This is a genomic window from Burkholderia sp. S-53, from assembly GCF_025560745.1.
Lineage (GTDB): Bacteria > Pseudomonadota > Gammaproteobacteria > Burkholderiales > Burkholderiaceae > Burkholderia > Burkholderia pyrrocinia.
In genome coordinates, this window is record NZ_CP090484.1 from 2,835,737 (window position 1) to 2,848,776 (window position 13,040).

Sequence of the window (13,040 nt, forward strand, 5' to 3'; positions counted from 1 at the left end):
AATGTGCGGCAAGGGCTGCACAAGGAGCTGTTCGGCAAACGCCTGTTCAAAGAGGAAGCAGACATGTTGAGCGTGCTGGCGAGAGTCATCGATATCGCGATGGTCGTGGCGGGGGCGCTGATCGCCGCCGCGCTGCACGACGGCAGCATCTGGCTCAACGACCTGCAGCGCACGACGGTGCTGTTCGACTGCCTGCTGGTCGTGGTGTTCTTTCCGGCCATCGGCATCTATCAGTCGTGGCGCGGCAAGCGTCTCGTCGCGCTGATGGGGCGTGTCGCATTCGCGTGGCTCGTGGTCGAGCTCGCGGGCATCCTGATGAGCTTCAGTTTTCACCAGTCGGGCGACCTGTCGCGACTGTGGCTCGGTTACTGGGCGCTCGTGACGATGACGCTGCTGGCCGGCTCGAAGGCGTGCGTGCACGTCGTGCTGCGGCAGCTGCGCCGCGGCGGCTACAACCTGAAGGCGGTCGCGATTGTCGGCGGTACGCCGGCGGCGCGGCGGCTGATCGCGCAGATGCGGGCGCGGCCGGAAGCGGGCTTCAACCCGGTGTGCGTGTATGACGAAAGCGAAGCGGCTGGCGATGTCGCGCTCGACGACGTGCGCATCGAGCGGCAGTTCGAATCGCTGGTGTGGCTGGTGCGCAGCCGCGCGATCCGCGAGCTGTGGCTCACGCTGCCGATCTCGGAGGAACCGAGGATTCACCAGATCGTGACGGTGTTCCGCCACGACTTCGTGAACATTCGTTTCATTCCGGACGTGCGCACGCTGTCGTTCTTCAACCAGGAAGTGGTCGAGGTGCTCGGCGTGCCGGCGATCAACCTCGCGGCGTCGCCGATCACCGACGTGCGGATCCTGCCGAAGTTCGTGTTCGACCGGCTGTTCGCAATGGCGGCGCTCACGGCGCTCGCGCCGGTGATGCTGCTGATCGCGGGCCTGATCAAGCTGACGTCGCGCGGGCCGGTGTTCTTCCGCCAGAAACGCAAGGGCATCGACGGGCACGAGTTCGAGATCTACAAGTTCCGCTCGATGAAGGTGCACCAGGAAGTGGCGGGCACGGTGACGCAGGCGACCAAGAACGACACGCGGGTGACGCCGGTCGGCCGGTTCCTGCGCCGCACGAGCCTCGACGAGCTGCCGCAGTTCATCAACGTGCTGAAGGGCGAGATGTCGGTGGTCGGCCCGCGTCCGCATGCGCTCGCGCACGACGACATCTACAAGGATCTGGTCAAGGGCTACATGTTCCGCTACCGGATCAAGCCTGGCATCACCGGGTGGGCGCAGATCAACGGCTTTCGCGGCGAGACCGACCAGATCGAGAAGATGATGGGACGCGTGAAGCTCGATCTGTACTACATGCAGAACTGGTCGTTCTGGCTCGACATCAAGATCGTCGCGCTGACGCTCTGGAAAGGCTTCACCGGCAGCAACGCGTATTAGGCGCCCCCGAGGGGACTTCCTGCGGGGCGGGAAACCCGGGGCGGCCCGGCGTGTTCCCGAGACGCACTCCCGTGCAGGCATTCCGGTTCCACGAATTTCGAATCATTGGTCAAGAGGTCGACACATCATGAATCTGACTATCATCGGCAGCGGTTACGTAGGTCTTGTCACCGGCGCCTGTCTCGCCGACATCGGGCACGACGTGTTCTGTCTCGACGTCGACCAGGCAAAGATCGACATCCTGAACAACGGCGGCGTGCCGATCCACGAGCCGGGCCTCAAGGAAGTCATCGCGCGCAACCGCGCGGCCGGCCGCCTGCGTTTCTCGACCGACGTCGAGGCCGCGGTCGCGCACGGCGACGTGCAGTTCATCGCGGTCGGCACGCCGCCCGACGAGGACGGCTCGGCCGACCTGCAATACGTGCTCGCGGCGGCGCGCAACATCGGCCGCTACATGACGGGCTTCAAGGTGATCGTCGACAAGTCGACGGTGCCGGTCGGCACGGCCGAGCGCGTGCGCGCGGCGGTCGCCGAGGAACTCGCGAAGCGCGGCGGCGACCAGATGTTCTCGGTCGTGTCGAATCCGGAATTCCTGAAGGAAGGCGCGGCGGTCGACGATTTCACGCGGCCGGACCGCATCGTGATCGGCTGCGACGACGACGTGCCGGGCGAGCGCGCCCGCGAGCTGATGAAGAAGCTGTACGCGCCGTTCAACCGCAACCACGAACGCACGCTGTACATGGACGTGCGCTCGGCCGAGTTCACGAAATACGCGGCGAACGCGATGCTCGCGACGCGCATCTCGTTCATGAACGAGCTGGCGAACCTCGCCGACCGCTTCGGCGCGGACATCGAGGCCGTGCGCCGCGGGATCGGCTCCGATCCGCGCATCGGCTATCACTTCCTGTACGCCGGCTGCGGCTACGGCGGCTCGTGCTTCCCGAAGGACGTCGAGGCGCTGATCCGCACGGCCGACGAGCACGGGCAATCGCTGCAGATCCTGAAGGCCGTGTCGTCGGTCAACGCGACGCAAAAGCGCGTGCTTGCCGACAAGATCGTCGCGCGCTTCGGCGAGGACCTGACGGGCCGCACGTTCGCGATCTGGGGCCTCGCATTCAAGCCGAACACCGACGACATGCGCGAAGCGCCGAGCCGCGAGCTGATCGCCGAACTGCTGTCGCGCGGCGCGCGCATCGCCGCATACGACCCGGTCGCGCAGCAGGAAGCGCGCCGCGTGATCGCGCTCGATCTCGCCGATCACCCGAGCTGGCTCGAGCGCCTGAGCTTCGTCGACGATGAAGCGCAGGCCGCACGCGATGCCGATGCGCTCGTGATCGTCACCGAATGGAAGGCGTTCAAGAGCCCCGACTTCATCGCGCTCGGCCGCCTGTGGAAGACGCCGGTGATCTTCGACGGCCGCAACCTGTACGAGCCGGAGACGATGAGCGAGCAGGGCATCGAATACCACCCGATCGGCCGGCCGGGCTCGCGCCAGGCCGTCGCGGCCCGCGTGCCGGGCACCGCGCGCGAGAGCGCGTAACCCGTTCACGTCACTCGTTACGAGACGCCATGTTCCGGAACATCCTGATCGTCTGCCACGCGAACGTCTGCCGCAGCCCGGCGGCGGAAATGCTGTTCAAGTCGCACGCCGCGTCGCGCGGCGGCCCGCGTCCGACGTTTCACTCGGCCGGCGTTCATGCGAACGACGGCGACGGCATCGATCCGGTGATGCGGCGGTTGCTCGCCGAGCGCGGCGTCGATGCGACGACCCACCGCTCGCGGCGGCTGTCGCGCCGGTTCGTGCGCGACGCCGACCTGATTCTCGTCAGCGAGCGCGGACAGATCGCGGCCGTCGAATCGGTCGATCCGTTCGCGCGCGGCAAGGTTCACCTGCTCGGCAAGTGGGAAGGGGCCGAGATTGCCGACCCGCACGGCGGCCGCGAGGCCGATTACCGCGAAAGCTACTCACTGATCGAACGTCTGGTTCAAGGATGGCTACAGAAATTATGCTGAAACGCCCGATGCGCCCGGTGGCGCTTGCCGTCGCGCTGACGACTTTCCTGTCAGCCTGTGCAACCGCGCCCGGCAACTACCTCGACTCGTCGAACCTGAAGGACGAAGGCCGCCAGCAAGCGGCCGAGACCTATCCGGTTCATTACATCGACGCCAAAGTGGTGATGGACCAGTTGCAGAAGCAGCAGGTCGACCATCCGCTGCCGCCTGCACGCTATACCGATCCGTCGCAGTACGTGTACCGCGTCGGCCCGCAGGACATCCTCGGCGTCACCGTGTGGGACCACCCCGAGCTGACGACGCCGCAGGGCCAGTCGTTCTCGAGCGGCGGCAACACGACGCAGACGATCGCGGGCGCGCTGCAGCAGCCCTATTCGTCGTCGCTGCCGGGCCAGGCCGATCCTTACGGCCAGACGGTGGCCGCCGACGGCACGATCTTCTTCCCGTTCGTCGGCCGCATCCACGTGGCCGGCAAGACGATCGCGCAGACCCGCGACGAGCTGGCCACGCGTCTCGCGCGCTATGTGAAGAACCCGCAGCTCGACGTGCGCGTGCTGTCGTTCCGCAGCCAGAAGGTGCAGGTGACGGGCGAAGTGAAGACGCCGGGTCCGCTCGCGATGAGCGACGTGCCGCTGACGCTGGTCGACGCGATCTCGCGCTCGGGCGGCTCGACCACCGACGCCGACCTGCAGCGCGTGCGCCTGACGCGCGACGGCAAGCTCTACACGCTCGACGCGAACGGCGTGCTCGATCGCGGCGAAGTGCGGCAGAACGTGATGCTGCAGCAGGGCGACATCGTCAACGTGCCGGACCGCAGCGACAGCCGCGTGTTCATCATGGGCGAGGTCAAGACGCCGGTCACGGTGCCGATGCTCAAGGGCAAGCTGACCATCGCCGACGCATTGACGGCCGGCGGCGGCATCCTCGACACCGATGCGAACCCGCGCAAGATCTACGTGATGCGCGGGATGCGCGACAACCCGACGAAGCCTGAAGTGTTCCGTCTCGACATGACGCAGCCCGATGCACTGATGCTGTCGAGCCGCTTCCCGCTTCAGCCGCTCGATGTGGTCTACGTCAGCACGGCGAGCTCGGTGCAGTTCAACCGGGTGCTGCAGCAGGTGCTGCCGACGATCCAGACGATTTTCTTCATGAAGCAAATCACGCGCTGATAGCCCGCCGGGGCGGCGCCTCCGCCCCGGCACCACTCAAGCGGGAACGAATGGTGAACACGCAAGCGAAACACTCCTACACGGATCTGTCCGTGAAAACCGAGGAAGAGGACGTCGTCCTCGGCCAGTTGCTCCAGGTCATCATGGATGACATCTGGCTGCTGCTTGGCATCGCGGTGACGGTCATCGCGCTCGCCGGCCTCTATTGCTACATCGCGAAGCCGGTTTATCAGGCCGATGTGCACGTGCGGGTCGAGAGCAACGACAACACGTCGCAGGCGCTCACGCAGACGCAGACCGGCGCGACGATCAACACCGGTCCGCAGCAGGCGCAGACCGATGCGGAAATCGAGATGATCAAGAGCCGCGGCGTCGTCGCGCCGGTCGTCGAGCAGTTCAAGCTGAACTTCTCGGTCGTGCCGAAGACGCTGCCCGTGATCGGCAGCCTCGCCGCGCGCGTCGCGACGCCGGGCACGCCGGCACGGCCGTGGCTCGGCCTGAAATCGTATGCGTGGGGCGGTGAAATCGCCGACGTCGATTCGATCAGCGTCGTGCCCGCGCTCGAAGGCAAGAAGCTGACGCTGACGGCCGGTCCGAACGACACCTATTCGGTCGTCGACGAGAACGGCACCCGGCTGCTGGCGGGCCAGGTCGGCGAATCGGCGCAGGGCGGCGGCGTGACGCTGCTCGTGAAGAAGCTCGTCGCGCGCCCCGGCACGCAGTTCACGGTGACCCGCTACAACGATCTCGACGCGATCTCCGGCTTCCAGACCGGGATCCAGGTGAGCGAGCAGGGCAAGCAGACGGGCGTCGTGCAGATCTCGCTCGAAGGCAAGGACCCGGACCAGACCGCCGCGATCGCGAACGCGCTCGCGCAGTCGTACCTGAACCTGCACGTGATCGCGAAGCAGGCCGAAGCGACCAAGATGCTCGACTTCCTGAAGGGCGAGGAACCGCGCCTGAAGTCCGACCTCGAACGCGCGGAAGCCGCGCTGACGCAGTACCAGCGCACGTCGGGCTCGATCAACGCGAGCGACGAGGCGAAGGTCTACCTCGAGGGCAGCGTGCAGTACGAGCAGCAGATCGCCGCGCAGCGCCTGCAGCTCGCGTCGCTCGCGCAGCGCTTCACCGATTCGCACCCGATGGTGATCGCCGCGAAGCAGCAGCTCGCGGAGCTGCAGGGCGAGAAGGACAAGTTCAGCAACCGCTTCCGCAGCCTTCCGGCGACCGAAGTGAAGGCCGTCCAGCTCCAGCGCGACGCGAAGGTCGCCGAGGACATCTACGTGCTGCTGCTGAACCGCGTGCAGGAACTGTCGGTGCAGAAGGCCGGCACGGGCGGCAACATCCACCTCGTCGATTCGGCGCTGCGTCCGGGCGATCCGGTCAAGCCGAAGAAGGTGCTGATCCTGTCGGCCGCCGTGTTCCTGGGGCTGATCCTCGGCACGGGCATCGTGTTCCTGCGCCGCAACATGTTCCAGGGCATCGAGGATCCCGATCGCGTCGAGCGCACCTTCAACGTGCCGCTGTACGGGCTGGTGCCGCAAAGCGCCGAGCAGGTGAAGCTCGACGCCGCGGCCGAGAAGAGCGGCAGCCGCGCGCGGCCGATCCTCGCGAGCCTGCGTCCGAAGGATCTCAGCGTCGAGAGCCTGCGCAGCCTGCGCACCGCGATGCAGTTCGCGATGATGGATGCGAAGAACCGCGTGATCGTGCTGACCGGCCCGACGCCCGGCATCGGCAAGAGTTTCCTGGCGGTCAACCTCGCAGTGCTGCTCGCGCATTCGGGCAAGCGCGTGCTGCTGATCGACGCCGACATGCGTCGCGGCCTGCTCGACCGCTACTTCGGCCTCACCGCACAGCCGGGCCTGTCCGAGCTGCTGAGCGACCAGTCGCCGCTCGAGGATGCCGTGCGCGAAACGCCGGTGCAGGGCCTGTCGTTCATCGCGGCCGGCACGCGTCCGCCGAACCCGTCGGAACTGCTGATGTCGACGCGCCTGCCGCAATACCTCGAAGGGCTCAGCAAGCGCTACGACGTCGTGCTGATCGATTCGCCGCCGGTGCTGGCGGTGACCGACGCGACCATCATCGGCCGCATGGCCGGCTCGACGTTCCTCGTGCTGCGCTCGGGCATGCACACCGAAGGCGAGATCGCCGACGCGATCAAGCGCCTGCGCACCGCGGGCGTCGATCTGGAAGGCGGGATCTTCAACGGCGTGCCGCCGAAGGCGCGTGGCTACGGCCGCGGTTATGCGGCCGTGCACGAATACCTGAGCGCCTGAGTGCAGTGTGCGAAACCGGGCCGGCGCGCAGCGCGCCAGCCCGGCCGACTGGATGGAGAACCATCGATGAAAATTTCCGTGCTCGTTCCGACCTACCGGCGCCCGGCCGACCTCGCGCGCTGCCTGCTGGCGCTGCAGCGCCAGCAACGGCTGCCCGACGAGGTGATCGTCGTCGCGCGCCCGGAGGACGACGCCACGCACGAACGGCTCGCCGATCCGGCGGTCGGCGGCGCGCTGCCGCTGCGCATCGTGCCGGTCGACGTGCCGGGGCAGGTCGCCGCGCTGAACAAGGGGCTTGACTCGGCGAACGGCGACATCGTCGCGATTACCGACGACGATGCGGCGCCGCATCCCGACTGGCTGGCGCGCGTCGAGTCGGTATTCCAGGCCGATCCGCGCGTGGGCGCGGTCGGCGGGCGCGACTGGGTGCACGAGAAAGGCCGCGTGCTCGACGAATCGCGCGAACTCGTCGGCCAGCTCACGCTGTCCGGCAAGATCGTCGGCAATCATCACCTCGGCGTCGGCGGCGCGCGCGAAGTCGACATGCTGAAAGGCGCGAACATGAGCTACCGCCGCACCGCGATCGAACGGCTGCGTTTCGACACGCGGCTGCGCGGCGCCGGTGCGCAGGTGCACAACGACATGGGCTTCAGCATGCACGTGCAGCGTGCCGGCTGGAAGCTCGTCTACGACCCGGCGATCGCGGTCGATCATTTCCCGGCCGAGCGCTTCGACGACGACCGGCGCGATGCCGCGTCGCTGAATGCGATCAGCAACGGCGCGTACAACCTGCATCTGATCCTGCGCGAGCATCTGCCGCCGCTGCGGCGCGAGATCGCGTGGTGGTGGTGGACGCTGGTCGGTACGCGCGTCTATCCGGGTTTCGCGCACGTGCTGCTGTCGCTGCACACGGCGCAGCGCGACCGGATCCGCGAGCACTGGCGCGCGGTGCGCCGCGGCGCACGCGATGCACGCCGCGCGAACCTGGCCTCCCACCGTGCGGCGATGCCGCCGGTGACGTCTTGAACGGGCTGCGCGCATCGCGCGCGGCCACCCCCGGAGGGCTCGCATGACTGCAACGAAAGCTGCAACGAACGTTCACGTCCACCTGTTTTACGGCGCCGATCCGCGTACCTACCGGAAAGGCGAGAACATCGGCTGCCTGTACGGCTATCACCATGCCGAATCCGACGAATTCCGGCTGACGTATTCGCAGGACGGCGGCGAGAACCGTGTCGCCAGCCTCGCGCGTCGCGCGCTGAAGGCGGCGCTCGGCTTCGACGTCGTGCATGCATGGCGCAACCGCGCCGCGCTGCTGAACACCGACGTGATCTGGACGCATACGGAGCAGGAGCATCTTGCCGCTTCGCTGATCCTGAAGCTCGCCGGCGCGCAGGGCAAGCGCCCGCTGCTGCTCGCGCAGAGCGTGTGGCTGTTCGACAAGTGGAGCAGCTTCGGCGGCCCGCGCCGCTGGCTGTACCGCAAGCTGCTCAAGCGCGCCGATGCGTTGACCACGCTCGCCCGCGATAACGCCGATTTGTGCCGCCGCTACCTCGGGCGCGATGCCGAGTTCGTCTACTACGGGCTGAACACGCAGGATTTCCCGCTCACCGAGCCGCAGCAGTGGAAGCCGAACCGGCCGCTGCGGATCGCGGCGATCGGCAACGACCGCGACCGCGACTGGCGCACGTTCCTCGCCGCGTTCGGCGGCGACGAGCGCTACGACGTGCGGCTCGCGACGCGGCGCCGCGTGCCGCGCGAGTGGCATGCGCCGAACGTGAAGATCGGCTCGGCGTCGGGGCTCGCGAAGCAGCACGAGCTGTACGCATGGGCCGACGTGATCGTCGTGCCGCTGCGGCCGAACTTCCACGCGTCGGGCATCACCGTGATGCTCGAAGCGGCAGCCGTCGGCAAGCCGATGATCGTGTCCGACGTCGGCGGGCTCAGCGACTACTTCCCGCACGATACGGCCGCCTATGTGCCGGCGTTCGACGCGCAGGCGATGCGCCAGGCCGCCGACCGCTTCGTCGCCGATCCGGTCGCGGCGCTCGGCTGTGCGCGGGCCGCCGCCGCGTGCCTGCGCGAGCGCGACCTGACCACGCAGGCGTTTGCCGAGCAGCACGTGCGGATCACGCGCGACATGCTGCGCCGGCGCCGCACGCCGGCGGCCGCGGGCCTGGCGATGCCGCTGGCGGATTCGCGTCCGTCGTCGCGGTGAGAGCGGATCGATGAGTACGATTGCCGCCGAACGCGCACCGTCGCGCAACCGCAGCTGGTTTGCCGAACCGAAGCACTGGATCGGGCAGGCCGGGCTGTGGTCGTTTACCGCCGCGCTGATCGCCATTCACCAGGGCAAGGTGTTGACGCTCGCGTTTCCGGTGCTGGCCATCGCGGTCGGCATCTGGCTGTATTTCAAGAGCCCGGCGCGCTATGTCGGCTTCATGTGGTGGGTGTGGTTCCTGAGTCCGGAAGTGCGGCGTCTCGCCGACTGGTCGAAGGGTGCCTTTACGCCGACCAGCCTGATCCAGGTCGCGCCGCTCGCGGTGACGATGATCGCCGGCTTCGGGCTGATCCGGCATTACCGCGTGCTCGCGCAGCGGCGCGGGATACCGGTGCTGCTGATGCTGTTCGGGCTCACGTACGCGTACCTCGTCGGGATCGTGTCGAGCGGCGTGATGGCCGCGACCTACGACCTCGCGAACTGGGTGTACCCGGTGCTGATCGGCTTTCACATCATGGTCAACGCGCGCGACTATCCCGAGTACCGCGACGTGCTGCTGTCCACGTTCATGTGGGGCATGCTGGTGATGGGCCTGTACGGCGTCGTGCAGTACTTCGTGATGCCGCAGTGGGACGTGCTGTGGATGATCGGCTCGGACATGGGTTCGCAGGGCGAGCCGGTGCCGTACGGCGTGCGGGTATTCAGCACGATGAACTCGTCGGGACCGTTCGCATTCGCGATGATGGGCGCGCTGGTGTTCGTGCTCGCGGCGCCGCAGAAGATCCGCTGGTTCGCGGGGGCGGCCGGTTTCGTGTCGTTCGCGCTGTGTCTCGTGCGTTCGACGTGGGGCGGCTGGGTGATCGCACTTGCGATCCAGCTCGCGCAGTCGAACAACCGCGTGCGGATGCGGATCCTCATCAGCGGCGTCGTGCTGGTCGGGCTATGCGTGCCGCTCCTGACCGTCGGGCCGGTGGCCGATCGCCTCGGCGCGCGTCTGCAGTCGATCACGAACCTGAAGGACGACCGCAGCTACGACGACCGCAACAAGTTCTATGCAACCTTCGCGCAGACGGCGTTTACCGACGTCGCAGGCGAAGGGATGGGCGCGACGGGCGCATCGACGAAACTGTCGAGCGACAGCGGCGAGCTCGGCAAGTACGGCAGCTTCGACAGCGGCGTGATGAACGTGCCGTTCGTGCTCGGCTGGCCCGGCACGCTGCTGTATCTCGCCGGTGTCGTGATGCTGTTCGGCCGCACGCTGCGCGCGGCGTTCAAGCTGCGCAAGGACAAGTTCGTCGGCGCGTGCCTGAGCCTGTGCCTGTCGACGTTCGCGATGCTCGTGTTCACGAACTCGCTGATCGGCACGGGCGGCCTGCTGATGTTTACAGCCATTTTTTCGATACTTTCCGCGGCGCACTGGCAGAAGGCTCAGCGCCTGCTGGTCGCCGCGCGTTCACGGGGAGGCGACCTTTGAGAATCGCGATCGTCACGCATGTCGTGCGACATAACGACGGGCAGGGCCGCGTCAATTACGAAATCGCGCGCGCGGCGCTGGCCGAGCACTACGAAGTCACGCTGGTCGCGTCGCACGTCGCGCCCGAACTGCTGGCCGACCCGCGCGTGCGCTGGGTGCCCGTGAAGGTCGGGCGCTTCTGGCCGTCGAATCTCGTCAAGCAGCAGGTGTTCGCGCTGAAGAGCGCATGGTGGCTGCGCGCGCATCGCAGCGAGTACGACGTGCTGCACGTGAACGGCTTCATCTCGTGGATCAAGGCCGACGTGAATACCGCGCACTTCGTGCACGGCGGCTGGTTCAGGAGCCCGTACTATCCGTTCGGGCTCACGAAGGGGATGTGGTCGGCTTACCAGTACGTCTATACGCGCGTGAACACCGCGCTCGAGCGCTGGGCATACCGGCGTTCGCGAGCGATCACCGCCGTGTCGCAGAAGGTGGCCGACGAGATCGCCGCGCTCGGCATCGACAGCCGCAAGATCAGCGTGATCTACAACGGCGTCGACGGCAGCGCGTTCGCGGGCGCGCAGGCCGACCGCGCGGCGTTCAAGCTGCCGGACGACGCGTTCCTGCTGCTGTTCGTCGGCGACCTGCGCACGCCGCGCAAGAACCTCGGCACCGTGCTGAAGGCGCTGACGAAGCTGCCGGCGAACGTCCATCTGGCGGTGGCCGGCTATCTGCCGGGCAGCCCGTATCCGGAAGAGGCGCGCGCGCTCGGCATCGATTCGCGCGTGCATTTCCTCGGCCTCGTGAAAAACATGCCGACGCTGATGAGTTCGGTCGACGCGTATGTGTTCCCGTCGCGCTACGAAGCGATGAGCCTGTCGCTGCTGGAGGCGATGGCGGCCGGCCTGCCGGTCGTCACCGCGCGCACCGCGGGCGGCGCGGAAATCATCACGCGCGAATGCGGGATCGTGCTGGAGGATCCGGACGATCCGGCGGCGCTCGCGCAGGCGATCGGCTCGCTCGCGGCGTCGCGCGACACCTGCCGCGCGATGGGCGACGCGGCCCGCGAACTGATGACCCGTTTCGGCTGGGCGCACATGGGTGCCCAGTACGTCGCGCTCTACCGGCGCATCGGCCAACCCACGCAGCCGTCCGCCTTCGAGCGGGTCGAGCATGCAGTCACGCAGGAGCAATCGTGATGTCCCAATCCTCCCGGCCGATCAAATCGTTGCAGATCGGCATGCACTGGTTCCCCGAACGTGCGGGCGGCCTCGACCGGATGTATTACTCGCTCGTCGGTGCGCTGCCGGGTGCGGGCGTCGAGGTGCGCGGGCTCGTCGCCGGCTCGCCGAAGGTCGCCGACGACACGGGCGGCGCGATCCAGGGCTTCGGACCCGCGTCGCAGACGCTCGCGCGCCGGATGCTCGCGGCGCGGCGCGCATTGCGCGACGAGATCCGCAGCGATCGGCCGGACGTGATTTCGTCGCACTTCGCGCTGTATACGTTCCCGGGCCTCGACGTGACGCGCGGGATTCCGCAGGTGTCGCACTTCCAGGGGCCGTGGGCCGACGAAAGCCAGGTCGAGGGCGCCGCGTCGCTCGGGCAGCGCGCGAAGCGCTATCTCGAACAGGCCGTCTATACGCGCTCGTCGCGCCTGATCGTGCTGTCGCAGGCGTTCGGCCAGATCCTGACGAACCGCTACGGAATCGAACCGTCGCGCGTGCGCGTGATTCCCGGCTGCGTCGATACCGCGCAGTTCGACACGCCGCTCACGCCCGCCGAGGCGCGGCACAAGCTGCAACTGCCGCAGGACCGGCCGATCGTGCTGGCCGTGCGCCGGCTCGTGCGGCGCATGGGGCTGGAGGACCTGATCGACGCGATCGGCCTCGTCAAGCACCGTCACCCGGACGTGCTGCTGCTGATCGCCGGCAAGGGCAAGATCGGCGAGGAACTGCAGCAGCGCATCGACGCGGCAGGGCTGCAGGACAACGTGAAGCTGCTCGGCTTCGTGCCCGACCACCATCTCGCGGCGCTGTACCGCGCGGCGACGGTCAGCGTCGTGCCGACGGTCGCGCTCGAAGGCTTCGGGCTGATCACCGTCGAATCGCTCGCGTCCGGCACGCCCGTGCTGGTCACGCCGGTCGGCGGGCTGCCGGAGGCGGTCGCCGGGCTGTCCAGCGATCTCGTGCTGCCGTCGACCGGCGCGGGCGCGATCGCGGAAGGGCTCGGCGCCGCGCTGTCGGGCGCGATCACGCTGCCCGACGAGGCTGCGTGCAAGCGTTATGCGCGCGATCATTTCGACAACGCGGTGATCGCGCGGCGCGTCGCCGGCGTGTACGAAGAGGCGATCCGGGCGGCGGGCTGAGCGTCCGTCCGCGGTGCGCAACGCGCGTGCCGAACCGAAGATCGAACCGGCACGCGTGCGCGGCCGGTTCGTGTGCCGGCCGCCCGCTGCCGGCCGCCCG

10 protein-coding genes are annotated in these 13,040 nt (G+C 67.8%); all 10 read left to right on the plus strand.

Features of this window, described 5'->3' with window-relative positions:
• Window positions 1-63 precede the first annotated feature (63 nt).
• The 10 genes from LXM88_RS34820 to LXM88_RS34865 all read left to right on the plus strand — a co-directional run bounded on the left by LXM88_RS34820 (window position 64) and on the right by LXM88_RS34865 (window position 12,940).
• Window positions 64-1,437, plus strand: a complete 1,374-nt coding sequence (locus LXM88_RS34820) for an undecaprenyl-phosphate glucose phosphotransferase (protein WP_262544015.1) — start codon at window positions 64-66, stop codon at window positions 1,435-1,437.
• Window positions 1,438-1,564: 127 nt separating this feature from the next.
• A complete protein-coding gene (locus LXM88_RS34825; protein WP_262544016.1) occupies window positions 1,565-2,977 on the plus strand; it encodes a UDP-glucose dehydrogenase family protein in 1,413 nt (470 codons plus the stop codon).
• A 29-nt stretch (window positions 2,978-3,006) separates the two neighbouring features.
• Window positions 3,007-3,450, plus strand: coding sequence for a low molecular weight protein-tyrosine-phosphatase (locus LXM88_RS34830; RefSeq protein ID WP_262544017.1), 444 nt, complete (start codon window positions 3,007-3,009; stop codon window positions 3,448-3,450).
• The gene (locus LXM88_RS34835) at window positions 3,444-4,622 is read left to right on the plus strand and encodes a polysaccharide biosynthesis/export family protein (RefSeq protein WP_262547075.1); all 1,179 of its coding nucleotides are present in this window, start codon (window positions 3,444-3,446) and stop codon (window positions 4,620-4,622) included. Before LXM88_RS34830 ends, LXM88_RS34835 begins: the two co-directional genes overlap by 7 nt.
• A 50-nt stretch (window positions 4,623-4,672) precedes the next feature.
• Window positions 4,673-6,898, plus strand: a complete 2,226-nt coding sequence (locus LXM88_RS34840) for a polysaccharide biosynthesis tyrosine autokinase (RefSeq protein ID WP_262544018.1) — start codon at window positions 4,673-4,675, stop codon at window positions 6,896-6,898.
• A 66-nt stretch (window positions 6,899-6,964) separates the two neighbouring features.
• On the plus strand, window positions 6,965-7,924 hold the full coding sequence (locus LXM88_RS34845) for a glycosyltransferase family 2 protein (RefSeq protein WP_262544019.1): 960 nt from the start codon (window positions 6,965-6,967) through the stop codon (window positions 7,922-7,924).
• 43 nt (window positions 7,925-7,967) lie between these two features.
• Complete coding sequence (locus LXM88_RS34850; protein ID WP_262544020.1) at window positions 7,968-9,116, plus strand: glycosyltransferase family 4 protein; 1,149 nt, start codon at window positions 7,968-7,970, stop codon at window positions 9,114-9,116.
• 10 nt (window positions 9,117-9,126) lie between these two features.
• Window positions 9,127-10,593 carry an O-antigen ligase family protein gene (locus LXM88_RS34855; RefSeq protein ID WP_262544021.1) on the plus strand — a complete coding sequence of 489 codons (1,467 nt, stop codon included), beginning with the start codon at window positions 9,127-9,129 and terminating at the stop codon, window positions 10,591-10,593.
• Window positions 10,590-11,774 carry a glycosyltransferase family 4 protein gene (locus LXM88_RS34860; protein WP_262544022.1) on the plus strand — a complete coding sequence of 395 codons (1,185 nt, stop codon included), beginning with the start codon at window positions 10,590-10,592 and terminating at the stop codon, window positions 11,772-11,774. The genes LXM88_RS34855 and LXM88_RS34860 overlap by 4 nt, the downstream gene beginning before the upstream one ends.
• Window positions 11,774-12,940: a glycosyltransferase family 4 protein gene (locus LXM88_RS34865; RefSeq protein WP_262544023.1), complete on the plus strand. Its 1,167-nt coding sequence runs from the start codon at window positions 11,774-11,776 to the stop codon at window positions 12,938-12,940. Before LXM88_RS34860 ends, LXM88_RS34865 begins: the two co-directional genes overlap by 1 nt.
• Window positions 12,941-13,040: the final 100 nt, after the last annotated feature.